19 protein-coding genes, 1 tRNA gene and 1 pseudogene are annotated in these 24,403 nt (G+C 65.8%); 8 read left to right on the top strand and 13 right to left on the bottom strand.

The window, feature by feature from the left end; translation table 11 throughout:
• Nucleotides 1-10: 10 nt before the first annotated feature.
• From CEP50_RS04210 to CEP50_RS04200, 3 genes are read right to left on the bottom strand one after another with little or no spacing between them, the layout of a single operon-like run.
• Nucleotides 11-1,507, bottom strand: coding sequence for a tripartite tricarboxylate transporter permease (locus CEP50_RS04210; protein ID WP_106112601.1), 1,497 nt, complete (start codon nucleotides 1,505-1,507; stop codon nucleotides 11-13).
• On the bottom strand, nucleotides 1,508-2,065 hold the full coding sequence (locus CEP50_RS04205; protein ID WP_106112600.1) for a tripartite tricarboxylate transporter TctB family protein: 558 nt from the start codon (nucleotides 2,063-2,065) through the stop codon (nucleotides 1,508-1,510). It lies immediately after the preceding gene.
• Complete coding sequence (locus CEP50_RS04200) at nucleotides 2,062-3,027, bottom strand: Bug family tripartite tricarboxylate transporter substrate binding protein (RefSeq protein ID WP_258174828.1); 966 nt, start codon at nucleotides 3,025-3,027, stop codon at nucleotides 2,062-2,064. Before CEP50_RS04200 ends, CEP50_RS04205 begins: the two co-directional genes overlap by 4 nt.
• A gap of 234 nt (nucleotides 3,028-3,261) precedes the next feature.
• Between CEP50_RS04200 and CEP50_RS04195 the strand changes: the two genes are divergently transcribed.
• Together CEP50_RS04195 and CEP50_RS04190 are read left to right on the top strand one after the other, a co-directional pair.
• A complete protein-coding gene (locus CEP50_RS04195) occupies nucleotides 3,262-4,959 on the top strand; it encodes a sensor histidine kinase (RefSeq protein WP_106112598.1) in 1,698 nt (565 codons plus the stop codon).
• A complete protein-coding gene (locus CEP50_RS04190; protein WP_106112597.1) occupies nucleotides 4,956-5,633 on the top strand; it encodes a response regulator in 678 nt (225 codons plus the stop codon). The genes CEP50_RS04195 and CEP50_RS04190 overlap by 4 nt, the downstream gene beginning before the upstream one ends.
• Nucleotides 5,634-5,775: 142 nt before the next feature.
• Here the strand turns inward: CEP50_RS04190 and CEP50_RS20035 are convergent, their stop codons facing one another.
• On the bottom strand, nucleotides 5,776-5,943 hold the full coding sequence (locus CEP50_RS20035) for a hypothetical protein (RefSeq protein WP_181188206.1): 168 nt from the start codon (nucleotides 5,941-5,943) through the stop codon (nucleotides 5,776-5,778).
• Nucleotides 5,944-7,446: 1,503 nt separating this feature from the next.
• Between CEP50_RS20035 and CEP50_RS04185 the strand changes: the two genes are divergently transcribed.
• From CEP50_RS04185 to CEP50_RS04175, 3 genes are read left to right on the top strand one after another with little or no spacing between them, the layout of a single operon-like run.
• Nucleotides 7,447-8,808, top strand: a complete 1,362-nt coding sequence (locus CEP50_RS04185) for an FAD/NAD(P)-binding protein (RefSeq protein WP_181188205.1) — start codon at nucleotides 7,447-7,449, stop codon at nucleotides 8,806-8,808.
• On the top strand, nucleotides 8,795-10,027 hold the full coding sequence (locus CEP50_RS04180) for an ATP-grasp domain-containing protein (RefSeq protein ID WP_219905308.1): 1,233 nt from the start codon (nucleotides 8,795-8,797) through the stop codon (nucleotides 10,025-10,027). Before CEP50_RS04185 ends, CEP50_RS04180 begins: the two co-directional genes overlap by 14 nt.
• On the top strand, nucleotides 10,015-10,905 hold the full coding sequence (locus CEP50_RS04175) for a hypothetical protein (RefSeq protein WP_106112594.1): 891 nt from the start codon (nucleotides 10,015-10,017) through the stop codon (nucleotides 10,903-10,905). Before CEP50_RS04180 ends, CEP50_RS04175 begins: the two co-directional genes overlap by 13 nt.
• A gap of 439 nt (nucleotides 10,906-11,344) precedes the next feature.
• Here CEP50_RS04175 and CEP50_RS20850 read toward each other — a convergent pair.
• Nucleotides 11,345-11,476: pseudogene (locus CEP50_RS20850) on the bottom strand (DnaB-like helicase C-terminal domain-containing protein); the annotation flags it as partial.
• 195 nt (nucleotides 11,477-11,671) lie between these two features.
• Between CEP50_RS20850 and CEP50_RS20470 the strand changes: the two are divergent.
• Entirely contained in the window at nucleotides 11,672-11,866 is a 195-nt protein-coding gene (locus CEP50_RS20470) for a hypothetical protein (protein WP_258174824.1), read from the top strand.
• Nucleotides 11,867-12,263: 397 nt separating this feature from the next.
• Here the strand turns inward: CEP50_RS20470 and cas2 are convergent, their stop codons facing one another.
• From cas2 to CEP50_RS04125, 8 genes are all read right to left on the bottom strand, one after another.
• Nucleotides 12,264-12,572: a CRISPR-associated endonuclease Cas2 gene (cas2, locus tag CEP50_RS04160; protein ID WP_106112593.1), complete on the bottom strand. Its 309-nt coding sequence runs from the start codon at nucleotides 12,570-12,572 to the stop codon at nucleotides 12,264-12,266.
• Nucleotides 12,557-13,573: a CRISPR-associated endonuclease Cas1 gene (gene cas1 / locus CEP50_RS04155; RefSeq protein ID WP_181188204.1), complete on the bottom strand. Its 1,017-nt coding sequence runs from the start codon at nucleotides 13,571-13,573 to the stop codon at nucleotides 12,557-12,559. Before cas1 ends, cas2 begins: the two co-directional genes overlap by 16 nt.
• The gene (gene cas4 / locus CEP50_RS04150; RefSeq protein ID WP_106112591.1) at nucleotides 13,566-14,210 is read right to left on the bottom strand and encodes a CRISPR-associated protein Cas4; all 645 of its coding nucleotides are present in this window, start codon (nucleotides 14,208-14,210) and stop codon (nucleotides 13,566-13,568) included. Before cas4 ends, cas1 begins: the two co-directional genes overlap by 8 nt.
• Nucleotides 14,210-15,106, bottom strand: a complete 897-nt coding sequence (gene cas7c / locus CEP50_RS04145; protein ID WP_106112590.1) for a type I-C CRISPR-associated protein Cas7/Csd2 — start codon at nucleotides 15,104-15,106, stop codon at nucleotides 14,210-14,212. Before cas7c ends, cas4 begins: the two co-directional genes overlap by 1 nt.
• Before the next feature lie 32 nt (nucleotides 15,107-15,138).
• Nucleotides 15,139-16,923 (bottom strand): type I-C CRISPR-associated protein Cas8c/Csd1, encoded by a 1,785-nt coding sequence (cas8c, locus tag CEP50_RS04140; RefSeq protein WP_106112589.1) that lies wholly within the window; start codon nucleotides 16,921-16,923, stop codon nucleotides 15,139-15,141.
• Complete coding sequence (cas5c, locus tag CEP50_RS04135; RefSeq protein ID WP_106112588.1) at nucleotides 16,923-17,591, bottom strand: type I-C CRISPR-associated protein Cas5c; 669 nt, start codon at nucleotides 17,589-17,591, stop codon at nucleotides 16,923-16,925. The genes cas8c and cas5c overlap by 1 nt, the downstream gene beginning before the upstream one ends.
• Nucleotides 17,588-19,801: a CRISPR-associated helicase/endonuclease Cas3 gene (locus CEP50_RS04130; protein ID WP_106112587.1), complete on the bottom strand. Its 2,214-nt coding sequence runs from the start codon at nucleotides 19,799-19,801 to the stop codon at nucleotides 17,588-17,590. Before CEP50_RS04130 ends, cas5c begins: the two co-directional genes overlap by 4 nt.
• A gap of 1,771 nt (nucleotides 19,802-21,572) precedes the next feature.
• Nucleotides 21,573-21,649, bottom strand: a tRNA-Arg gene (locus CEP50_RS04125).
• 462 nt (nucleotides 21,650-22,111) lie between these two features.
• Between CEP50_RS04125 and CEP50_RS04120 the strand changes: the two genes are divergently transcribed.
• Entirely contained in the window at nucleotides 22,112-22,585 is a 474-nt protein-coding gene (locus tag CEP50_RS04120) for a single-stranded DNA-binding protein (RefSeq protein WP_258174822.1), read from the top strand.
• Between the two features lie 130 nt (nucleotides 22,586-22,715).
• Complete coding sequence (ettA, locus tag CEP50_RS04115; protein WP_019855117.1) at nucleotides 22,716-24,392, top strand: energy-dependent translational throttle protein EttA; 1,677 nt, start codon at nucleotides 22,716-22,718, stop codon at nucleotides 24,390-24,392.
• Nucleotides 24,393-24,403: the final 11 nt, after the last annotated feature.

Here is a 24,403-nt window from a genome sequence, read left to right as displayed (position 1 = left end):
CCGAGGTGCCTCACCCGGTTCGGCGGCGGCGCAGCCGGTACACCACGGAAGCGATCACCGTGACGAGCACCAGCGTGTGGATCACGATGGTGAACGGCCCGGACACCAGCACCCCGGGGTCGCCCTGGCTCATGGCCATGGCCCGACGCAGCGAGGTCTCGGCCAGTGGTCCCAGGATGACCCCGATGAGTACCGGCGCGATCGGGAAACCGTGGCGACGCAGCAGGAAGCCGAGCGCACCCATCACGTAGAGCAGCAGCACGTCGAACACCGAGGACCTGGTGGTGTAGACACCCAGGGTGGCGAAGACGACGATCCCCGCGTAGAGGTAGTTCCGCGGTATGCGCAGCAACCTCGCCCAGAGCGGGGCGAAGGGCAGGTTCAGCGCCAGCAGCATCACGCTGCCGACGAACAGACTGGCCAACAACGCCCACACCAGATCGGACTCCTGGGAGAACAGCAACGGCCCCGGCCGCATCCCGTACTGCTGGAACGCTCCGAGCATGATCGCCGCGGTCGCCGAGGTGGGCAGCCCGAGTCCGAGCAGCGGCACGAGCGAGGTGGCGGTCGTGGCGTTGTTCGCCGCCTCCGGCCCGGCCACCCCCTCTATGGCGCCCTTCCCGAACTCGCCGTCGCCGCGTCGGGCTGCCAGGGACTTCTCCGCGCCGTAGGACAGGAAGGTCGGTATCTCGGCCCCGCCTGCGGGGATCACCCCGAACGGAACACCGAGCGCGGTGCCCCGCAGCCACGGTCCCCAGCAGCGTCTCAGGTCCCGGCGGCTCAACCAGGGTCTGCCGGAGGAGATCGTCTCGGTGACCGGTTCGCGGTGGGAACGCGCGGCGACGTGCAGCACCTCGCCGACGGCGAGCAGCCCCACCGTGACGACCACGATGCTGATCCCGTCGAGCAGCTGGGCGCTTCCCAGGGTGAAGCGCACGGCCCCGCTCTGTTCGTCGATGCCGACCACGGACAGCGCCAGACCGAGGGACAGCGCGGTCATGCCACGCAGCACGTCGCCGGTGACCACGGCCGAGACCGCGAGGAAGGCCAGCACCGCCAGCGCGAAGTACTCCGGAGGGCCGAACCCGACGGCGAGCTCCACCATGAGCGGGGAGAAGAACACCACGAGTGTGACCGCGACGAGGCTGGCGAGGAAGGACCCGAGGACCGCCGTGGCCAGCGCCTGCGGCGCCCGGCGGTTCTTCGCCATCGGGAATCCCTCGAAAGCGGTCGCCATCGAGGAGCTCTGACCCGGAGTGTTGAGCAGGATCGCCGTGGTGGCCCCGCCGAACTGCCCGCCGAAGTAGACCCCGGCGAACATGATGAACGCCCCCGTCGGTTCCAGCCGGAAGGTGACGGGCACGAGCAGGGCGATCGCCATGGCCGTGCCGAGTCCGGGCAACACACCGACCACCGTGCCCAGCAGCACCCCGACCAGGCACAGCAGCAGGTTCAACGGGGTGAGCGCTTCGGCGAACCCTCCGCCGAGCAGCGACAGCGTGTCCACTCAGAACACCCCCATCAGGACACCGGAGGGCAGGGGCAGGCCGAGCACGGCGGAGAAGGCCAGCTGCACCGAGGCGGCAACGACCACGGAGATCCCCAGGTCCCGCAGCCGGTGGGCACTGCCGAGGGCGCAGGAGACCCCCCAGAACAGCACGGCCCCCGCGATGATCCACCCGGCCGGGCGCAACAGGAGCAGGTGCGCCAGCAGACTCGCTGCCGTCAACAGCAACGGTTTCCGGCCGCTTCCTCCGGTGTTTTCCGTGGCCTCGGATTCGGCCGAACCGTCGTGTGAGGAGGAGCCCCTCGTCAGTAGCGCCCGCACGGCCAGCGCGACGCCCAGCAGGAGCAGCAGGGTTCCGACCACCGCGGGGAAGAAACGCGGTCCGAGGAAGCTGACCGAGGACGGCACGTCCATCGCGGCGGTGCGCACCAGCAGGAACCCGCCGAGCACGGACACGGCGGCCCCGACGGGGAACTCGCCTCCTCCGACCGGGAACCGTCGGGTGTTCCTGGCGGAACCGCCGTCGGAGAGGGCGGTTCGGTGGGTGGAAGCGCTCATGACAGTCCGAGCTCCTCACTGATCCGGCCGATGCGTGCGGTCTCGGAGTCGAGGAACCGCTCGAACGCGGCCCCCGTCCGGAAGGTGTCCTTCCAGCCGTTGCGACGCACCGCACGTCGCCACTGCCCGGTGCGGTGCACCCACTCGACGATCCGTTCCAGCTCGGCACGCTGCTCGGGGGTGATACCGGGGGCGGCGACGACCCCGCGCCAGTTGGCCAGCGTCACGTCCACACCCTGTTCCACGAAGGTCGGGACGTCGACCTTCTCCAGTGGTTCCGGTGCGGAGATCCCCAGGGCGCGCAGGTTGCCCGCCTCGATCTGTCCGGCGAAGTCCTGGTAACTGGAGACCCCCACGTCCAGTCCTCCGTCGAGCAGGCCCGTGACCACCTCACCCCCACCGGGGTAGGCGACGTAGTTGAGCCGGGAGGTGTCCACTCCGGAGGCGTGCAGCAGCATCCCCGCGAACAGGTGGTCGGTTCCTCCCGCCGAGCCGCCTCCCACCACGACGGCCCGGGGGTGCTGTCGCCACGCGGCCATGAGGTCGTCCACCGTGCGGTACGGGGAGTCGGAGGGAACCACCACCGCCTCGTAGTCGTCGGCCATGCGCGCGATCGGAGTGACGTCGTCCAGGGTCACCGCCGAGTCGGTGGTCTGGATCGCCCCCGTCATGACCGCCCCGGTCATCATCAACCGGTTGGCCCGCCCCTCCTGCTGGGCCAGTCGGGAGAGACCGATGGTCCCGCCCGCGCCGGGGATGTTGAGCACCTCCGTGGTCCCGGAGAGGTCGTGGGCGTCGACCGCGCCCTGGATCTCGCGGGCGACGGTGTCCCAACCCCCTCCCGGGGAGGCCGGGGCGACCAGGTGCAGCTTGTCCCGTGGTCCGGTTCCCTCCGCGGCCTTCGTGTGGGCGTCCGCGAGTCCGCCTCCCACGATGACCACGCCCAGGACCGCGGCTGTCACGCGGAGAGTCGGTCGTCCTGCCATGGTTCTTTCCCTGTGGTGTCCGGAGAAGCAGCACGTCGAGAGCTGTGGATCACAGGGTGTGGGTCACACCCGTTCGGGGGAAACGTGGTGGTCATAAGTTCAGTAGTGGTCGTTGTGGTCACGAGGCCGGGTCGGTCACGCGCCGATCTCTTGTGACGTGGTTCACCCGGTACTGCCCTCGTGCCGGTGCGGTGCCCGACCGTGAGGGGAATGGACACTGTCGACGGGGACAATCCCTGCCGCCGCCGTGGCGGCCGCCGCTGGCCGCTGGCCGGGCAGCTCTTCGTGCTGCAACTGGTGCTCGTGGTGCTCGCCCTGGCAGCCAGCGGCCTGTTCTGGTGGCGAGACACCCGCGCCGAACTCGACGAGCAGTACGCGCAGCGGGTGTTGGCCATCGCCGAGTCGGTGGCCACGTTGAACACGGTCCGGCAGGCCTTCGACGATCCGCGTCCGGAACGCACGATCGCCCCGTTGGCCGAACGGGTCCGCAGGGCCACCGGCGCCTCGTTCATCGTGGTGGCGAACAGGAAGCAGATCCGCTACTCCCATCCCGACCCCGACCGGATCGGCGAACACCTGTCCACCGACGCTTCCCCCGCCCTGGCCGGTGAGCCCTGGACCGGCATACAGACGGGCACCACGGGACGGTCGATGCGGGCGAAGGTTCCCGTGCTCGACGACACGGGAACCGTCATCGGGGTCGTCTCGGTCGGGGTTCCCGTTTCCACGGTCAGCGAGGAGGTGGCCCGCAGCCTGCCGGAACTGCTGGGGACGGTGCTCGTGCTGGTGCTGCTCGGAGGTCTGGGCACGTATCTCGTCTTCCGCCGCATGCGCCGTCAGACCTTCGGTCTGGCCGCGGAGGAGATCGGAACGCTCGTCGAACACCGGCTGGCCATGCTGCACGCGCTGAAGGAGGGGGTGGTCGCCCTCGATCCCTCCGGGCGGATCACGCTGGTGAACGACGAGGCACGCAGACTGCTGGGGCTTGTCGGCGACGTCGAGGGACGCGATCTGGACGAACTCGGGCTTCCGGAAAGGCTGCACGAGGTGTTGGCCGGGGAGGCGGGCGGCACGGACCAGATCGTGCTGCGCGCGGGACGGGTGCTCGCCCTGAACCGGATGCCGGTGCGGGTGGACAGCAGGGACGGAGGGTCGGTGGTGACCATGCGCGACCGCACCCAGCTGGACCGGTTGGCGCGGGAACTGGACGGGGCGCGAACCACCACCGACGCGCTGCGCGCCCAGGCGCACGAGTTCTCGAACCGCATTCACACCATCGCGGGGTTGCTGGAACTGGGCGAGCACGAACGGGCACGGGAGTTCGTGGCCGAACTCAGCGACACCCACGGCAGTTTCACCGCCGAACTCACCACACGTGTCCGGGACACGGCGGTCTCCGCGCTGTTGCTGGCCAAGTCGGCCGCGGCGACCGAACGCGGTGCGGAGTTCGTGCTGGACCCGGAGACCTCCCTGGACGCGCTACCCGGGTCCACGGCGCGGGACGATCTGATTCTCGTGGTGGGCAATCTGATCGACAACGCCCTGGAGTCGCTGGAGGAACCGGGCGGGCGGGTGCGTGTCCGGTTGCTGTCGACGGAGGAGAACGGAACGGCGGCCACGTGGGTCGAAGTGGGCGACTCGGGCGCGGGAATAGCTCCCGAGCTGGTGGAGGAGGTGTTCCGCGCCGGGTTCACCACGAAGGTGGCCGAACGGGGCGGCACGGGAGGTCTGGGACTGGCCCTGGTCCGGCAGACCTGCCGCAACCGGGGCGGCTGGGTGCGCGCCGACAGCGACGGAGGAGCCGTGTTCACCGCCCTGCTGCCCACGCACCCGGAGGAAGAACGGCGTGGGGAGCGGACCCCGGTTTCGGCCACCGCTCGAAGAGGGATTCCGGAGGGGTCGGAGTGATTCGTGTGCTCGTGGTCGACGACGACGTGCTGGTCGCCGAGAACCACCGCAGGTTCGTGGGCACCATGGAGGGATTCGAAACCGTGGGGACCGCGCACTCGGCGGCGGAGGCGCTGCGACTGACCGAACAGCTGTCCCCCGACCTGGTGCTGTTGGACCTCTACCTGCCGGACGAGTCCGGGGTGCGGGTGTTGCAGAAACTGCGCGGCAGTGCGCGGGCGGTGGACGTGCTCGTGATCACCGCCGTCCGCGACGTGGAGACGGTGCGGGCCTCCATGCAGGGCGGGGCCGTGAACTACCTGCTGAAACCGTTCCCGTTCAACGAGTTGCGGGTCCGACTGGAGAGCTACGCCGAGGCCCGGCGCAGACTCGACGCCGTGACCGAGGCCGAGCAGGCGGAGGTGGACCGGGCGTACGGGTTGCCGCGTTCCGGCGGGAGCGGGACCGAGCTGCCGAAGGGACTTTCCGCCGTGACGGCGCGGCTGGTGAGCGAGACCCTGCGGGCGGCGGACTCGGACCTCTCGGCCACGGAGGTGGCCCGCAGATCCGGGCTGTCCCGGGTGAGCGCGCGTCGGTATCTCGACCATTTCAGCGAGGTGGGCACGGTGGAGCTGAGTCTGCGCTACGGCTCGGCGGGACGGCCCGAACACCGGTATCGCTGGGTGAGCGGGTGAGGTGGTCGGTACTCCGCGGTCGTTGGAGTCGACTTCGGAGGCCTGGCTTCGCGTGGGGAGTGCGGTTCCGCCGGTGCGCGGCAGCGCCGGGTGGTTCACGTCCTGCTCGAAAGACGGTGGGTCACGGTCGTGCGGCTCGGGGTCAGGACTTGCGCAGCACCACCAGTCTCGTGGTTTCGACTGCCACCGAGACCCCGGCCAGTGTTCCGAGAGTCCACAGCACCCACCTCGGGGCACCGATCACCAGCCACACCAGGAACAGTCCGACCGGGATCGCGGCCGAGACTCCGGTGGGAGGAACCCGTTTCATCGCTGTGTGCCTTTCGCCGTCGTTGGGCCTCGGAGGGGCGGATCTGGGGTGCCAGCTCCACCACAGTCTCCGCGTCGGCGGTGTTCGACGCAATGCGGGTGTCTTCGCGAAGCAGGTCCGCGTCCCGCCGTGGTTCGTCGAAGTCCTCGTGATCGACCTGGCCTCCCGTCGCAGGTCAACGGGATGGTGATGGTGGCGCCCCCGGCAGGGTTCGAACCTGCGACCGGGACGAGCGTGCCAGCCCCGCCGCTTGTCGGATCTGCCGACAGCCGCAGTGGGGACGTATCCCCTTCAGGGGTCTGCTCTCGGGCAGGACCGGAATCGGTGCCGTCCGGATCGGCTCAGGAGGTGCGAGCACCGATGCTGGGTAGGGCGATCGTCGCTGTTCTCGTCGTGGTGCTCGGCGCGGTCGACTGTTTCTTCGGTGGCCGATGGATCGCCCCCATCCAGGATCGCGCGGTGAGTATCTGTGCCGAACTGGGTGACTCCGGCGACAGCGCGGTGTCTTGGCGTGTGGGAATCCCGTCTGGATGGGTGTGTCACCACCCTGGTGGGCAGACTTCTGGGGTGGACCGCCCCGTTCAAGGAGACCTATTACGACACAGTTCGACCCTGATCCAGGCTCGTGGCTGGTCCAACCCCGGAGAGCTGGTGCCGGTTCACCTCCGGTCCATCGACCAGAGCCTTCCGGAGTCGTATCGCTTCGGCGGTGATCTGTGCGTATGAGTCGTCATTGATGGTCCACACGGCCCACAGCAGAGGGTACGCAAGGCATCGAGTTCGCAACTGCGGCCGCCGAGGTGGACGAGATGGATCTGGCTGCTTGTAACCTCGTTTTCCATGCTCAACTCGAGATTGTCGTAGCGGTGACGAGCTGGTGACGAAGCGACAATGGGTATGTTGTCTGCATCACTCTTTTCTCGCCCTGTGGGAAGTCTTCTTGACTTGTGGTCGTCTTCGTCGTGACGATCACGTACAACGTTGGTCCATGCAGGTGTAATTACGCGAACTGGGTGTAGAGGGATGCTTTAATGACGTCGGTTTCCGTTTCCACCTCGCAGAACGGGTGGGAGGACGTTTACCAGCAGGGGATGGATCCGTTATGGCAGGACAATCCTATTCCGGTTCTCAATCCCACGATTGAGAACCTCCGGGGTCGGGGCGCTATGACGATGGTTGATCTCGGCTGCGGAGACGGCCGCGATCTGACCGTGCTCTGTGAAACCGGTTTCCAATGCTCGGGTGTTGACATAGCGCCGACAGGCTCAGCTCATGCCCGGGCGCGCAATTGATAACTGTCGCTACTGTGCGTTTTCCGATGTTCGATAATTCCGTCGACGAGGTGACCTGTCTCGATGTGTTCGGTCAGGTTGCTGATTCTTCCGAAATGATTAGCGGGGACAAGAGAATTCTCACGGCGGGTGGTCTGTTCGTGACCGATCCACGCGAGGTGCTGGACCCGTCGACGAAGAGGTTCTCGCTGTGGAAATAACCTTTGATCTCGTGATCATCGGCGGCGGGGCCAGCGGAATTGCGGCACTGACAGCTTATTCCGCCCGGAACCCTTCGAGCCGAATCGCGCTGGTCGACCCCGAAGAGATCGGGTTCGGTCGAGCGTTCGGGTTCGCTGACCCGATGCTGCTCACCAACACGCCGGTGGGAGTGATGTCGCTCGACGTTGACGACCCGTATGACTTCGAACGCTACCTGCACCGTCGTGGCTGGAACTTCGGCCCCGACAGCTTCGTACCTCGATATCTGGTGGCGCAATACTGCCGCGAGCGCTACCTCCGCACCGGCACCATGATGCGCCAAACCGGCGGTGAGGTCCGGCACGTCAAAGGCCGCTGCCGGAGAATGGCCCTCGCCAACGGCGGGTCCACGCCCGTCGAGGTACACACCGACGAAGGACGTGTGCTGCGTGCTCGCAGTGTGGTGCTCGCCATGGGGCTGAGTCGGCGTCACACCGACGTAGCAGGCAGTTGCCGCGGTGAGGAGACCGCAGTCGAGCCCGTGCGGACGAATCCGGGCACCAGCACTGGCCGGGTGCTTGTACTCGGCACCAAGCTCTCCGCGATCGACGCTGCGGTTACCGCCCTCGCCGCAGGCAACGACGTGGTGATGTGCTCGCCGTCCGGCCTGCTTCCAGCGGTGCGTACCCGGTTGTCCTGCGCCCCCACACCACCGCGGGGCCACAACGTCGTGGCCGCACCCGCAATTCCCGCGCACACCGACGCCGCCCCGGAGCCCAAGCTGGCCGAGGAGGTCGCTCTCGCTGAAGCCGATCAGGCACCCTGGCAGGACTTGGTGGGGCCGTTCATCGATGAGTTGAACGCCAGCGCGAGAGGGTGGAGCAGCGCCGATGTCAAGAGTTTCCGTGCTGACCATGCGCGTCTCTTGGCGCGCTATGTCTCGGCCATGCCGCTTCACAACGCGCGCATCCTTCTGGCGGCGATGCGTGAGGGACGCCTCGAAGTGCGCCGAGGAGTACCGGACAGGCTTACCCACAGCGATTCGCACTCGGACGTGAGCTGGGACTCCGGCCTCACCGAGACCTACGACGCGGTGCTCAACGCCACTGGCTTCCTCCCGCCTACGTTGCCGACCGTCCAACCCGGAATCGGACATGACGACCTGGTGTTCGATACCGAAGAGGACGGAAACGCGGCCGCCCGACTCGACATCGACCTCCGCGTGTGGGCCGGCGACGTCGCCTGGCCGGTCTGGGCGATCGGTTCGGCTGCCCACACCCGCACTCCCATCGTGAACTATCTGCGCACCGCCACCCTTCAGGCGGCGGAGGTGGCAGACAGCATCCTCGACAGGACCACCGAAAGAGAGACTTATGTCCGTGCTGCTGATTGACCCGGTGTCCTCCGGATCGTTCCTAGCGGCCGCGTTTGCCGAGTCGGGTGCCGAAACTGTCCACGCGTACGGCACAGAATTCGCTGACCGGGCAGCGGCGGACCCGCACCCCCGATCACTGGTGCTCTCCGAGACTGGTGACTACGCAGAACTTGAGCATCTCGGTGTGACCGAGGTCGTCGCCGCCAGCGAGTTCGGAGTTACCCGGGCCAGCGAAATCGCCGACCATCTCGGCATGGCCCACCACGGTTCCTACAAGCGTGAGGCTCGCCGTAGCAAGCCCGCGATGCAGCGCGCCCTGGAGGAAGCCGGAGTACCTTCCCTACGTACTCATGAGGTCAGCAGTGTTGCTGAGGCCGCCGACGTGGTCAGCCGGATGAACGCACCACACCGGCCACACATCGTCAAGCCGAGGGAAAGCGCTGGTGGGGACGGCTGCTCGCTCGTCACTCAGAGCGAAAAGATCGTACCGACCGTTGAGAGTCTGCTCGGTCAGTCGAACCTGATGGGACAGCCCAACACCTCCGTACTGATCCAGGACTACGCCGAGGGGCCGCAATACATCGTCAACACGGTCTCCTCGTTCGGGCAGCACTACCTCAGTGAGATCTACTACGAACACATCGACGAACGCAGTGGCTCACCCGTGCTGCGCCACATCACCAGCCTGAGCTACCTCGATGAGGATGCCCAGGCGATCGTCGACTACACCTTTTCGTGTCTGGACGCCCTCGAGATCCTGCACGGAGCTGCCCACAGCGAGGTGCGTCTGACGCCGGACGGGCCACGACTGGTCGAGGTGAACTCACGGGTCATGGGACCACGATTGGATCCGGACCCGTACATGCTGGCCTTCGGCTACACGCATCAGCACCTTGTCGTCGAACAGGTACTTTCTCCCACCAACTTCACGACGCGCATGTCGCGCCCTTACCAACCGCAGGCCACCCTCTGCAAGGTATTCTTACGGTCCCCGAACGAAGGGGTCCTGGCTGGCAGTCCCGGCCTGGAGACCCTGCGCCGGCTGCCCGGTTTTCACAGCGTGGTCTGCCTGCCGACAATCGGGCGTCCCCTGCAGGACATCCGACTCACCACCGCCAAGACCGGCGTGGCTTACTTCGTACACGAGGACGCCTCCTTGATCGCCAGTTCGGTGCGGGCCATCCACGACCTCGAAGACGCCGGTGAGTTCTTTCGGGTGCAGCCATGCGCTACCTGATTCTCGGTGTCCTACTCCAAGGAGGGTGCAACGCGCTGCTCGGCGTGGGGCTGACCGTGTCCGAGTCCCTGCGTTTCAGTGCTGTCGCGTTCGCCCTGGCCGCGTTCGGGGCGATCGTGGCGCAGAAAGCCACCGGTACCGACAAACCCGGAAAGGCAGTGCCGCCCAGCGACGCGATCGCTCTCAACGTCGCTACTGCGGTAACCTTCCTGTCCTTCTACACCGCGCTGGTCTGGATCCCCGCCTCGGTCGTCGCCGGCGTCGAATCCGGCATCGCCCCCGCCGTCGCCCTCGCACTGTGGGGCCGCCGCAGCACGGTCTACCAATGGCTGATCGTGGTTGCCCTGCTCGTGGCCAGCGTGGCCTTCGGACTGATCCAATACGACATCGCCGCGACCACACCCATCGACTTCCTGTTCGGCATCGGACTAGCCATGATGGCTGGACTCGGCATGACGACCATTTCGGCACTCACCCGCAAGCTCGGCTCACGCGGCGTCCGCTCGGTCGACGTGCTCGCCGTCCGCTACCACCTGACCTACCTGCTCGCCACGGCGGCCGTGTGGGTGGTGCCTGAGGCAACCTCGGCCGAGCACCTCTCCTGGTCCGAGATCGTCGTCTTCGCGGTGCTCGGGATCATCGCCCCACTCGCGCTGTACCAAGTCGGCATGAGTCGAACCCCGCCAGTGATCGCGATGGGGTTGATCACGCTCGTTCCGGTCACCAGCTTCGTGGTCGAACGCATTGCCGGACACCCCATCACCCTGGCGGCGAGTCTGCTCGTCGTCATCATCACCGTGCTGGCCCTCGTCGCCAGCCGCTTCCAACCCCGCCAACGAACCCCAACCCTCGATGCCGCGGAGGTCTCTTCCTCATGACCAGCACAGCCGATCCCGACAACACCTTCCACCGGCCACCCGAAGACGGCAGAGGCAGAGGCCGCTGACAAGCGCTGAGACCGACGATCGAAATCTCTCGAGGAGTCCCAAAGGTCCCCGGACAAGCAAGACGGCCACAGTGCTCCCTCATCGTCCGCGCGGTTCGTTCTCCCGGAGGAGAAGGTCAGTATCAAGACGGGTCGTGGAACTCGTTGTCGAAGGACTCATGCACGGTGGCAGTCGCCAGCGTCACCGACAGCCAGTGCAGAAAGCCGAGCCCGTGGGCGTTCATCTCGGAGCCGACCTCGGTGAGGGCCGCCTTCGCCGCGCGGTCGTGCAGTTCGGGTTTTTCCGCCTGGGCAAAGGGCGTCGCTCCGTCCGCGGATTCGTGACCAGTGGCGGTACAGGGTTCCGCTCTTGGAGGTGGCGGTGAGAAGTCCGCAGATCGGGCAAGCGATCCGGGGCGGGTGCGGGTGCCCAGTCCCGGCCTGGCCGCCACGACGGCGAGCTGTCCCGGCTGCGGCCCGTTGGTGAGCCGGTCGAGTTCGGTGAACCCGGTGGGGATGCCGCTGGCCGCCTCGATGATGCGACGCCGTTGTGCCCGCTCGGCCACGTCGGACCTGCGGCCGCTGGCCCCACGTGCGGGGTGCTGCAATGACCGGATCGGACAAGTCTGTGGTGTGTCTGATCGGTGCGGCTGCGCCGCCGGTGCGCGAGCTGGCCGAACCGGTCGGGCTGCTGCACGGGGTGGGCTGGGAGGTGTGTGGTGCCGACTCCCACCGCCGCACCCTGCGTGAAACCCGTGCTGCGCCGACATCCGGCCTACCCGACCACTGCTCGCTCGTTGGTCGAGGCCGGTGTCCGGCTGCTCGACCCGGATGTTCTCACCGGCCGCGGCGCGGACGGTCTGGCCACCTTCGACTGGAACACGGCGGTCGCCGAGTTCCCGCCGCCGAGGTAACCGATGTGGCGCCACCGTCCTGGCAGGCGTCCCACTTCTGCGGAGAGATCCAGGCTGCGATCCTCGCCAGCCCCGGAGGGCTGGCGCCACTGTCCCCACCAGTGGCGTTCGTTGTGGTGGATGTGGTTGCGATCCTCGCCAGCCCCGGAAGGCTGGCGCCACACGTCGAGGAGTGGGTCCGACACCTGCGCACCAAGCCGTTGCGATCCTCGCCAGCCCCGGAGGGCTGGCGCCACCTGTGGCAGTTGAACAGGGGTTTCCAGGTTAGCCACCTCGCCGCTGTGACTATCCCGTGACCGACACGCCGAGCAGGTGCTTGGGAACCTCGCGGCGTGTCGAGACACGCTTGCACTTCCGAAGCCGTACATCGACACTCGATCATGTTCTTGCCGGAAGTTCAGAACACCAGCGGCGTGTCGTGCGGCGCGGGCGGCGACTGCCCCATGTGCTCGGCCGCCGCGAAGCTCCCACGGTCGAGAGCGTAGATCCGGATGCTGTCCTCGGCCGGGTCGATGATCTCGTTGAGTCGCTGCTTCATGTACATCCAGTCGGAGCGACGGCAGACGACCTCGAACACGGACTTCTGCACACGGATCCCGTATGCCTCACACGCCTTGGCCACGTGCCTGAGCCGGCGGCGCCCCTCCGGGGTGGTGGTGTCCACGTCGTAGGTGATCAGCAGCTCCACGGTCAGCTCGCAATCCACGGGGTGTAGCCCGGTTGGTCCCCGCGCAGGTAGCGCGCGAGGAAACGTGCCTGGATCAGCGGGAGCGTGGCCGCGGGCACGTCTCGCCCCAACTCACTGTGCCTCCAGGAGCGCTCCCGTGCCTTCGACCACTGCTCGAGGAACATGGTGCGTCCCTCATCGGTCAACCGAACCTCTCCGCTGGGCAGACTCTCGGTGTGCGCCGGCTTCACCTGCCCCCGGTTGTAGAGGGTCGCCACCAGGCGGTCGACGAGCATGGCACGGAACTCCTCCATCAGGTCCAACGCGAGTGAGGGCTGACCGGAACGCACTCCGTGCAGGTAGCCGATGTAGGGATCGAGCCCAACCTGCTCCAGAGCACCCTCGACCGCGACCCGCAGCATGCCGTACCCGAACGACAGCAGGCAGTTGAACGTGTCCTGCGGTGGCCTCCGGTTACGTCCCGGAAAGACACCGGGGGCGAGCTTCGGCATGCCTTCCTGGAAGTAGTCCTGCCCCGCCTTGCCCTCGACACCGAGAACCTCGCTGACGGATGGGCTCTCCGAGAGGGTCTGCAGCGACTCCGCGTGCCGCTGCGCGATTTCGCGGAGCTTCTCCTTGCGCTCTCCCGAGGCGTCGCGGGCCGTACGCAACAGCAGCTGGCGATAGTTCTGGATCTTGCCCGCCAGGAAGGCCTTCGCCAGTTCCAGCCGCCGGGAGTCGTCGTAGGCCCTGACCTGTTCGAGCCGCACCACCGGATTCCCGTTCTGCGGGCCTGTCGTGCGGTGCAGGAAGCGTCCGTTGCGGCTCAGCCACGTGATTCCCCTGGAGTCCTTGGCGCAGCGATGCATCAGCTCGTTGCTGACCTCCACACCCCGCCAGACCACGAACTGGTCGATCCGTACCAGCGGCAGCACGTTCCGTCCCGGTTTTTCCGGATGGTGTATCCGGACGGTGTCCCCCTCCAGGTGAAGACTCGTTCCCGGCGTGGTCAGGAACAACGTTTTCAGCACTTCAGTCATCCCATTCCCCCAGGGGTAGTGGTGTGAACAGCGAGGCGGAAGGCCGGACGTTCGCTTCGGGCATGCACCCCGTGCGCAACGAGCACCGATCGCATCGCGAGTCGTTGACCGCCTCGGGAACCACCTCGGAGCGCAGCATTTCCCGCAGTTCGGTCACGGTTTCGCGTAGTCGGTTCCCGAGCGAGTCGTCGACAGTCACCTCGTGACGCCGTCGGTGCTTGCCCGCGAAGACGATGCCCTTCGGAACAGGGGCGTCGAACATGCCGCGCAGGCACAGCACCTGCGCGGCCACCTGCAGATCCGCCGCGCTTCCGGGGCGGTAGCTGCCGGACTTGTGCTCCACCGGCACAGGACCGTCGGCACCGAACTCCACCACGTCACAGATGCCGTGGACGCCGAGGTCGTCATCCCACACGGGTAAGGCGGTCCAGCGTCGCTGTCCCGATCTGCTCGTTCTCGAATCGCCGCGATCGACGGCGCTGTGGGCGATCTGCCCTCGCGCCGTCTCCGCGCTGTCCTCGAAGTAGCGTTCGAGGTGAATCAGAGCGGCCTGCCGGGGGCAGTAGGCGTAGTGCTCGATCGCGGCGATCGGGATGCTCGACCACGCGGGTTCGTCCGCTCTTTCCACCGGGTACATCAGGCGACGACCTTGGTCATCGTCACTCCGCGCGGCAGGTCGTCGTCGGCCACGTTGACGGTGTAGTCGCCGAAACCACGAGGCGTCTTCCCGGCTTTCACGGCCGAGGGGATATCCACCCTGTTGAGCAGGGTGTGCGCGGGGGCGCTGCCGAACGCGTTGTCGTGGCTGAACACGTACAACCCGCGTGCGGTCATGGTTCCACGTGTGGAGGAACGATCGTGATCGAACATCATGGCCAGCGTGCGGTAGAACAGCTCCAGGTCCGTGCTGTCCACGCCGGTCTGCTGGCCGCGGCTGGCGGAGTAGTAGATCTCGGCCCGGTAGAGCGCGTAGGGAACGGTCCACTTGCCGCCCATCTCGGTGGTCTCGCCCCTGTCGATGTCCTCCTGCTTGGTCTGGGTGATACGGGTTATGGCGTGGTGCTGCGGCATCACCGGATCGACGCTGCGGGCGTTGGTTACCTGCACCGGGCCGTAGATCTGGCCGAGGTCCTTGGTGGTTCCGGTGTTGAGCACGGCCCCGAACAGGCGGATGTCCGCATAGCGCTCGGTCAGCCAGGAGCGCGCCGTTTTCCGGTCCTCGTCGGTGAGGGACTTCTTCTTGTCCAAACCGGTCTCGGTCTTGGAGGCGCCCAGCTTGGTGTTCAGTGCATGACCGGCTTCGACGAAGATGCCGTAGCGGTCCTCGTTGTCGGTGCCCTGGGCGGCCATGGGCAGGCTGTCGCGCACCTTGCGCTTGATCGCCACGTCGGTCACCAGGCCGTGCCCGGTTTCCTCGTCCATGCGAGGCCGGTTGTCGAAGTCGGGGTCGCCGTTGGGGTTGCCGTCGGCGACGTCGAAGAGGAACACCATGTCGTGGCGGACGGTCGGGTCGAGGTGCGGTTCGATGGCCATTGCCGGTTCCTTTCCGGGGAAGTAGTGGGTGGTCAGTTTTCGGCCTCGGACTCCGAGCCCGAGTCCTTCTCGGCTTTGTGTTTGCGGGCCTGGTCCATGTCGTGGGCCTTCTGGTGGTGGTAGCCCAGCAGGAACATCGCCTGCTGATCGGGCGAGAGGTACCCGGTCGTGCCGTGTTCCGAATCGATCAGCCTGTGAAGCTCGGACAACTTCTGCCCGAGTGCGTTGGCCTTGGCCTTGGTGTCCCCGCGACGCCGCAGCTTGGCCAGCCACGAAGTGGCGAGCTTCTCACCGGCGAGGATGGCCGGCGTCGGATTCCCGATCGCCGAGGACAGGAATCGGTCGCCGAAAGTGGCGTTCAGCTGCCCGTCGCTGGCGTGGTACTGGATCTGTTCGAGATGGGCGAAGATCCTGCCGGACACGTACGGCGTGTCCGTGCGGTTCTCGTCCAGACCTGGTGACATGGGAACCTCCTTGGAAGGATGACGACGCAGCGCCAGGCGCAGCAGCGCTGCTCGCGGAACATCGAGGTGACCGTCCGCGGCGACGCGTCCCAGCACGTGGTGCAGCACCGAGGTGGGCAGCGGGCTGCGCCGGAGACAACTGCTCAGCAGGTCACGCTGCACGTGCTCGGGACGGTGGGCTGAGTTCGAGGTCAGGTCGGCATACGTCCTGCGTTCCGAGTCCCACTTGCCGGTGGCCAGCACCAAACTCCAGTAGCCGCTGGGCACCGCCTCGGCTTCCCAGCGGGAAGCTACGAGAATGTCCTCGTACCACCGGGCGAGATTGCGCATGACCTCCTCGAGCGGTCTGTCGATCCAGTCGCGGATCACGACCCGCGAGGAGTTTCCGCCCAGCGTGACCGAGCAGAACCGGTCCCCGGAGAACTCCTCGGCACGTTTGCCGGCAGCACCGAGCTGCCCGTTGTGCATCCGGCTGATCAACCTGGTGACCGAGTCGGCGTTCGGCCGAGTCGACATCGCCGACAGGAAGTCGTCGTCGGGCTCTCCGAGAGTCCACCACGCCATGGCGCTGTCCTGCCGTGGAAAGCGCACGACGTGCTCGGAGTCGAGCAGGTGGGTGAGACCGGTGTTGACCGCGTCGCCGCAGTCGAAGCAGATCGGTGTGTTGCGCAGGCCCTTCGTCAGTCCGTAGCCGAACACCATCTCGTTCACGCTGACCAGCGCCGGATCGTTACCCGCTCCGGGGACGAGCCGTTTGGCCAGTTTGCCGGGGATGGTTTCGGCCAACGGGGCGTGTTGGCCGCACACCAGGCAGAGCCCCTCGTTGCCGCCGCTCTTGCGCCTGGCCACTTCCTGCACCCAGAACCGGCGCAGCGACTCGTGCTCGATGATCGGAACCTCGTCCACGGTGATGAGCACGCCCTGCTTGGCGGTGTACGGTTCCTGCGGAACCGCCAGCTCGTTCACGCCGCCGTTGGCGTAGAACTCCCGCACGACACGGGCGGCGGCGTCCGTGTCGGCCGCGCTGTTGGCCCACTCCTCGATGAGTCGTACGAAGGCCTCGTGGCACTGGCGCACCCGTTCGGGGTCGGTGGTGTCGTCGCCCCATCCGAGGACGTACTGCACGTCGTCGGCGCCCAGATGCGGCGCTATGCCGACGGTGCGGGTCACGGCCGGAGCCAGATGCGCGGGGCCGCGCGACTTCTTGTCGTCCGGGTCCACGAGGGAAGCGAGCCGGGGCTCGCGGCGGTTCTCGCTGTACAACGCGAGTTGCCAGCGGAACTCACGCCGTCGGTGGAAGGGCTGTGTGGTGGTGTGTTGCTTCGCGTACTCGACCAGGCGTTGCAGCAGCATCACGCCTCCACCGGGACGCCCGCGTTGATGCCCGTGCGGGGGATGTGCATCCGGCCGGATTCCAGCCTGGCGGTGAACCAGGAGAACGACGGGGACTTCTCGCCGTAGTGCACGCTGTGCAGCATGATCCCCAGGTCGGCGGTGATCGGCTCCGGAGTGGTGTCGTCCGCGGGGCCGAAGTGCGCGCTGAACTCGCGTGTCCCGAGGTAGGGCTGGTGGAAGCACTGGCCGCGTTCCACCCGCCGCCGGAACTGGTCGCGGTAAGCCGCCTCGGGTTTCGTGGCGTGTTCCCGGAGCTCCACGTGGGCATGAATGCGATAGGAAACTTTGCGCAAACACACCGAGTTCCGCTGGGTCCGCTTGCCCGGTGAGTCCACCGTGGTCCCGTGCTTGACCGCGTCCTCCAGCATGACCAGGTCGGTGGTCTCGTTGCGTTTCTGGGTGAACTGGTGGATCGGCTCGAGCACGTCGATGGCCACCGGCCGCCAACCGAATTCCGGTTTCCAGAAGATCGCTTCGAGCACGCCGATGGCGGCGGTCGGTGTCATCACGGGGTAGGTGACCCGCTCCACCTTGAGTTCCGGGCGGGTGAACAGAGCTCCCTTACCCCAGACCTGAACGGTCAGAGGTGGGGCTCCTTCGGGGGATTTCGGCAGTTCCCGATTCAAAAGACATTCCTTTCGATCAGGGTCGAGGTGTCGATGCCGTAGGCCTTGTGGTACTTGTGGTCCCACACGTGCAGGTCACCGAGTACGGGCTTGCAGAGCGCCTGGATCCCCGGATCCTGCAGGAGCCGACGCGGCAGCGACACGACGTAGGGTTGAAGCTCGCGCAGCAGTGGTCCGCTCCGCTCCGGCTCGCTGAGCAGACGGTTGAGGCGCCGCTCGGCCTCGGGGTCGTATTTGATCGCCACCACCGGAACGGTGTCGTCGTCGAGCATCCGGAACGCCAGGGACGGTTCGCGTACCTGTCCCCCTGAGGGGGACGGCCGCAGCGGTCCTTCCGCCACTGCCTGGAAATCCAGCTTCGAACGGTTTTCCTGAATCGCGGTGGCGCGGTCGGCGTTTTCCGTGTTGGAACGCCGGTACAGCACCTGGTAGTAACTGTCCAGGACCTCCAGGTTGTCCGGGTCGATCACCGAGCCGTCGGACTGTGGACCGAAGTACTGGCGCGTGATATCGCTTCCGATCCGGTAGCCGGCGGGCTGCGACATGTCCGAAGCATCAAAGATGATCACTCGTCCGAACTCCGCTCCCTTGCCCTCCCTGTTGGCTCGCCCCGCTGCCTGCTGCAACGAGTCGGCCGGTGCCATGGCGCGGTAGACCACCGGACTGTCGATGTCCACACCGGCCTCGATGAGCTGCGTGGACACCACGCGGACCGGCTCACCGGAGGTGAGCCGGGTACGTACTTCGTCGAGCTGGGTTTTCAGGTGTGCTCCGCACATCCTGTTCGAGAGGTGGACGATGTTCTCGAGGCCGGACTCCTTCCAGTGCTGGTAGATCCTCCTCGCGTCATCGGTCGTGTTCACGACCAGCAGCACCTGCTCGTGCTCGGCGGCGTGGTCGGCGACCTCCGACAACGTGGGCCGCGGGTCGAGCCACCACTCGTAATTCACCCGGCGCATCCGCTCGAACAGTTCGGCCGGGGCATCAACGATCTCGGGAATTTCCAGGTCCCGCCAGACGTCGAGGCTCTGGAACGAGGGCAAGGTCGCCGAGGTGAGCAGCACGGTCGTTCCGAAGTGTTCCGAGAGGGTGCGCAGCGCATCGAGAATCGGAGTGAGTACGGGAAGCGGCAGGGCCTGCACCTCGTCGAGAATGATCACCGAGTCGGCGAGGCGGTGCAGCTTGCGCATCCTGGCGGGGTTGCGGGAGAACAACGAGTCGAACAGCTGCACCGTGGTGGTCACGACGAACGGGCTGTCCCAGTTCTCCGCTGCGTGTCGGTACTTCAGCGCCTGCCGGTCCTCCTCCGGCATGCGAACGGCCGAGTGGTGCTCCAGCACGTTCTCCGCGCCGAGCATTTCCCGGTACTCGGCCGCGTTCTGAGCGGTGACGGTGGTGAACGGAACCGCCACGATCACCCGTTTCTTGCCGTGCGCGGCCGCGTGGTGCAGCCCGAAACCGGCACTGGTGAGGGTCTTGCCGATCCCGGTCGGGGCGGGCATGCCGTAGATGCTTGTCGGCCCCATCGCGTATGAGACCGCCGTGCGGTAGACCTCCTCGCGGACCCGGTTGATCAGGGAGTCCTCGCTGTCCGCGATTCGCTTCTGACGGGCTCGTTCGAATGTGTCGCGGAGGGCGGACATGTCGGTGTCGGGGGAGACCCGTGGCGCCTCGAGGCCGTCGAAGTGTGCCGAGGTGTCGAGATGATCGGCGTCCACCAGGGCGGAGAACACCAGCCGCATCCCCAGGTCGGCCAGCAGCCGGGAACCGGCCCACTCCTGCGGAAGCAGTGAGTTCACCGGCAGGTCCAGGAATTCCTTCGCCTCGGGGAGGGCTTCGAGGAAGCGCTTCACCGGCTCGTCGGTGAGGTCACCGTCCTCCGGATCCAACTCCTTCAGCTCTTCCCGGTTGGAGAGCCCGCCGTGGTGGCCGTGGATCGCCATCGCGGCGATGCCCGCCGCTGGTTTCAGCAGGTGTGTTCCCAGATCCTTGTGAGGAACGCCGACCGGTTCGTCGGTGCCCTCGACTCGCAGCAGCTTTTCCTGCCACGCGCACCGAGCTTTCCCACAGTCGTGGAACAGGCCGAGGGCGTATGCCAGCTCGGCGTACCCGAACGGTTCCGCGAACCGGGCGGCCAGCTCCGCGGTGGCACGCGCGTGTTCCGAGAAGCCGTGTCTGTCGCCGTTGATGTTGACGCTGTGTGCGTACACCACTCACCCCAGTCGGTTACTTCACTCACCGGAATCGGCCAGGAACGTATCGCGAACAACCGACAGCGATCACCCGGCCCTGCTTCGGGGGTGAGGAAGGACCGCAAGGCCGCTTGGGAACCCCAAGCGTGTCCCGAAACCCCGGGAGGTTCTCAAGTGGATGCCCGGAGCTGGCGGGAGAGCCAGTGATTGGAGGTCGAGACGCCCGAGAGCGTGGTGGGATGTGCCAGCATTGGTCGTGGCGCGGTGAACATGAGTGGGCATGAGTCCTGTGTTCGTTCCGGGATAATACGACAAAAGGCAGTACTGACGTCAGAGAAGCAGGCTTGTTCCTACATGCCGTGAAGTTCCGAAGTGTCTGTTCGGTATGTCGACCTGAAGGCGGTGCAAGTAGGGTGTGGCTGGCTGGAAGACCCCTGCTCAGTTGCTGCAATGACGTAACGCTGGTGACATTGGCGAGGGGGGGCAACATTATGACTGTCGTAATGAGTACTCTGGGCGCAGCATGTGGCGTTAGCTTCTGAAGGCTGACGAGGATCGCAAAATGTAACCAGGAACATCAGCGGTTGTCCTACTTGGTTGGGGTCTTCCCGGGAGAAGACCCCAACCACTAGAGCAGTGCGATTGCCATGAGCATATAAGCACTTGGCCAGCTAAAATAGTATAGGCGAAGCAGCGATGGTGCCCATATATCGCATGCGATTCAGAGGACGATACACTGGTATTGCTAGTTAGCTACATGACTGCTGTCTCTCCAGTGTCTCTCCAGTGGGGTGCAGTCAGTCAATGCTTCGGTAGTCTTCTGTGTAGTTGCCGCTACGTGGACTACCGAAGCAGGTTTCCTCCCAGGTGTCTGGCTAGTTCCACTACTAACCGCGCTGCATTCAACAGTGCTCCGAATACGAACCAAGGATCCGGGGCCTTGCGGCCTGGTTTTTGCTCTCTCCAACCCATACGAGTTCGCTCCTCTTCGTAGCGCACGCTCCACTCTGGAACGGTACGTTTACGCTACCTCACGCTTGGTGGCTTATCGGATGGGGGTGTACCTGCTTGATGTCCCTAGGTACATGAATTCTGAGTTGCTTCAAGGGGTGCCAGTCTCGTAGCCGGTCCTCTTGTGTTTGCCGAAGTCGTCGCTCATCCGAGGAGAACTCACTTCGGACGGAGTGGGTCAGTGCTAGCCGTGTTCCATGTAGGTAGTGAGGCTGGTTGTACCACGGGGGCTGAGGTCCAGGTCGGGTGGCAGCGCGTTGACATCAGTCAAGAGACGCATGTTGGCTACACGAATAGCTGCTTTCAGAAGCCTGATGGTTAGGGTGTCCTTGATCTTGCTTAGGGACACGGTACGCCGCTGGTGTTCTGAGTTTCCGGCAAGAGCATCAGCGAGTGTCGATGTACGGCTTCGGAGGTGGAAGCGTGTGTCGACACGCCGCGAGGTTTCGAAGCGTTTGTTCGGCGTGTCGGTCACAGGATTGTCACAGCCGAGGTGTGGTTACCCTGGAAATCCCTGTTCAACCGCAGTGGCGCCAGCCCTCCGGGGCTGGCGAGGATCGCAACCCGGGCACTCGACGATCACCATGACCCAGCGCTACGCCCACCTCGCCGACACCCAGGGGGACGCCGTCCGCGGGGCACTGAGTGGGACAGGATTCGAGAGTGCGGAGCACTCGCACCACGGTGGTGCCCCACATCTGCCCCACGAACAGGATGCTGGCGATCACGCCACGGTGATCGACCTGGCCTCCCGTCACGGGCCAACGGGATGACTTGGTGGCGCCCCCGGCAGGATTCGAACCTGCGACCTAGAGATTAGAAGTCTCTTGCTCTATCCGTCTGAGCTACGAGGGCTCGACGACCCGTCTCCGCACGTGCCGGTGCGTGGCGCGTCGCACGGGGGAGACTATCGCTCGTGGGCGGCTTGCGGGGAACCCACACGGCCGGTGTTGCCGAGACGCTATCGAATGGCAAGCGGATCATAATCGGACGCGGTCGGTTCCCCGTGTCCGGATCACTTCCCGGCACGACTTCGGGGGCTTCCCCGAAGCTCTGACCAGCCATTGTAGTACATCTCGACTAACGTGAACTCGATCTGCGTTCTTTCGTGTTCGCTGTGCTTGCTGTATCGATTCGTAATCTAACGGTGTTCGTGTCCGCTGGGAGCGACGCCCGTTCCGCCTCGTGAAGTTGTCCACAACGGCGGCGGTTGTGCACAGACAGTGAGAAAGGTGTCGCTTCCCGTGTTCTCCGGCGGCAGGCTGTGATCAGCGCCGTTCGGCGTGGCAACCGTAGTTCGATCGGAAGGTGGAACTCGTGTACGAGACGACCGTCACCCTCGTGGGAGAAGTCCTCAGCGTGCCGAAGTCCCGGGAGACCCGCAGCGGCAACCAGGTGGTGAGCTTCCGCATGGTCAGCATCGCCCGTCGTTTCGACCGGACCAACCGTCGCTGGGTGGACGGGGACCGTGTGTACGCCACGGTCCACTGTCGGAAGGAACTCGCCCAGGGAGTGCTGAGCTCGTTGGACAGGAAGGACCCCGTGGTGGTGACCGGCAAGCTGCGAACCAGGGAGTACGAGGTCGAGGGACAGCGCCGCGTCACCGCGGAGGTGGAGGCCAGCGCCGTGGGGCTCGACGTGCTCTACGACATCCGCGCCGGCGAGGACTCGACCGAGACCTCGAACACCCAGACCTCGAACGAGGAGGAGGCTCTGCCGTACCACCTGCGGGCCGTCAACATCGTCGGCTCCGGCACGGATGAGCGGACACCTCGTCCGGTGGGTGCCTGAGGAGTAGCCCACCGAGGAAATCCGCTGGCCCCGGGGTTGTGAGGTGTGCGTTCGCCCGCTGCTCGGGCGGGCGCACACCGTACGGATGGCAGTGCAGACGCCACGTGCGGACACATCTACGATCGGAGATATGGCCGAGTTCATCTACACCATGAAGAACGTGCGCAAAACGCACGGAGACAAGGTAATACTGGAGAACGCCACGCTCCAGTTCTACCCCGGCGCCAAGATCGGTGTGGTGGGGCCGAACGGGGCCGGTAAGTCGAGTGTGTTGCGCATCATGGCCGGACTCGACCACCCGAACAACGGTGAGGCCTTCCTGTCACCCGGTTACAGCGTCGGCATCCTCCAGCAGGAGCCCCCGCTCAACGAGGAGAAAACCGTCCTCGGCAACGTCGAGGAGGGCGTCGGTGAGATCAAGCAGAAGCTGAACCGCTTCAACACCATCGCCGAGCAGCTCGCCACCGACTACACCGACGAGCTCATGGAGGAGATGGGCAAGCTCCAGGAGGAGCTCGACCACGCCGAGGCCTGGGAGCTGGACTCCCAGCTCGAACAGGCCATGGACGCTCTGCGCTGCCCACCGGCCGACGCGGAGGTTCGGTACCTCTCCGGTGGGGAGCGCCGCAGGGTCGCCCTGTGCAAGCTGCTGCTGAGCAGGCCCGACCTGTTGTTGCTCGACGAGCCCACCAACCACCTGGACGCGGAGAGCGTGCAGTGGCTGGAGCAGTTCCTGTCCAACTACTCCGGTGCCGTGCTCGCCGTGACCCACGACCGCTACTTCCTCGACAACGTGGCGGGATGGATCCTGGAGCTGGACCGCGGCAACACCTACCCCTACGAGGGCAACTACTCGACCTACCTGCAGAAGAAGTCCGAGCGACTGGCCGTGCAGGGCAGGCGGGACGCCAAACTCCAGAAACGGCTCAAGGACGAGCTCGAGTGGGTGCGGTCGAACACCAAGGCGCGCCAGAAGAAGTCGCGTTCCCGTCTGGAGCGCTACGAGGAGATGGCCGCCGAGGCGGAGAAGACCCGAAAGATGGATTTCGAGGAGATCCAGATCCCGCCGGGGCCCAGGTTGGGTAACTTGGTCGTCGAGGCGAACGAGATGAGCAAGGGCTTCGGGGACAATCTCTTGATCGACCGGCTGTCTTTCACGCTGCCGCCCAACGGCATCATCGGCGTGGTCGGGCCCAACGGAGTCGGCAAGACGACCCTGTTCAAAACCATCGTCGGTCTCGAACAGCCGGACAGCGGCGAAGTGCGGGTCGGGGACACGGTCAAGCTCAGCTATGTGGACCAGAACCGTGCGGGCATCGACCCGGACAAGAGTGTCTGGGAGGTCGTGTCCGACGGGCTGGACCACATCCAGGTTGGCCAGGTCGAGATGCCCTCGCGGGCCTACGTGAGCGCATTCGGATTCAAAGGCGCTGACCAGCAGAAACCAGCCGGAGTGCTGTCCGGCGGTGAACGCAACAGGTTGAATCTGGCGTTGACTCTCAAGCAGGGTGGGAACACGCTGCTGTTGGACGAGCCGACCAACGACCTGGATGTGGAGACGTTGTCCTCGCTGGAGAACGCGTTGCAGGAGTTCCCCGGCTGCGCCGTGGTCATCTCCCACGACCGCTGGTTCCTGGACCGGGTGGCCACCCACATCCTCGCCTGGGAGGGCGACGAAGAGAATCCGGCCAAGTGGTTCTGGTTCGAAGGTAACTTCGAGGGATACGAAAAGAACAAGATCGACCGGTTGGGCGTCGAGGCCGCGCGTCCGCACCGGGTGACCCACCGCAAACTCACACGCGGCTGAGATCGGAGAGT

The organism is Actinopolyspora mortivallis (genome assembly GCF_003001495.1).
GTDB classification, from domain to species: Bacteria; Actinomycetota; Actinomycetes; order Mycobacteriales; family Pseudonocardiaceae; genus Actinopolyspora; species Actinopolyspora mortivallis_A.
This window is presented reverse-complemented; position numbering and strand designations above follow the sequence as displayed.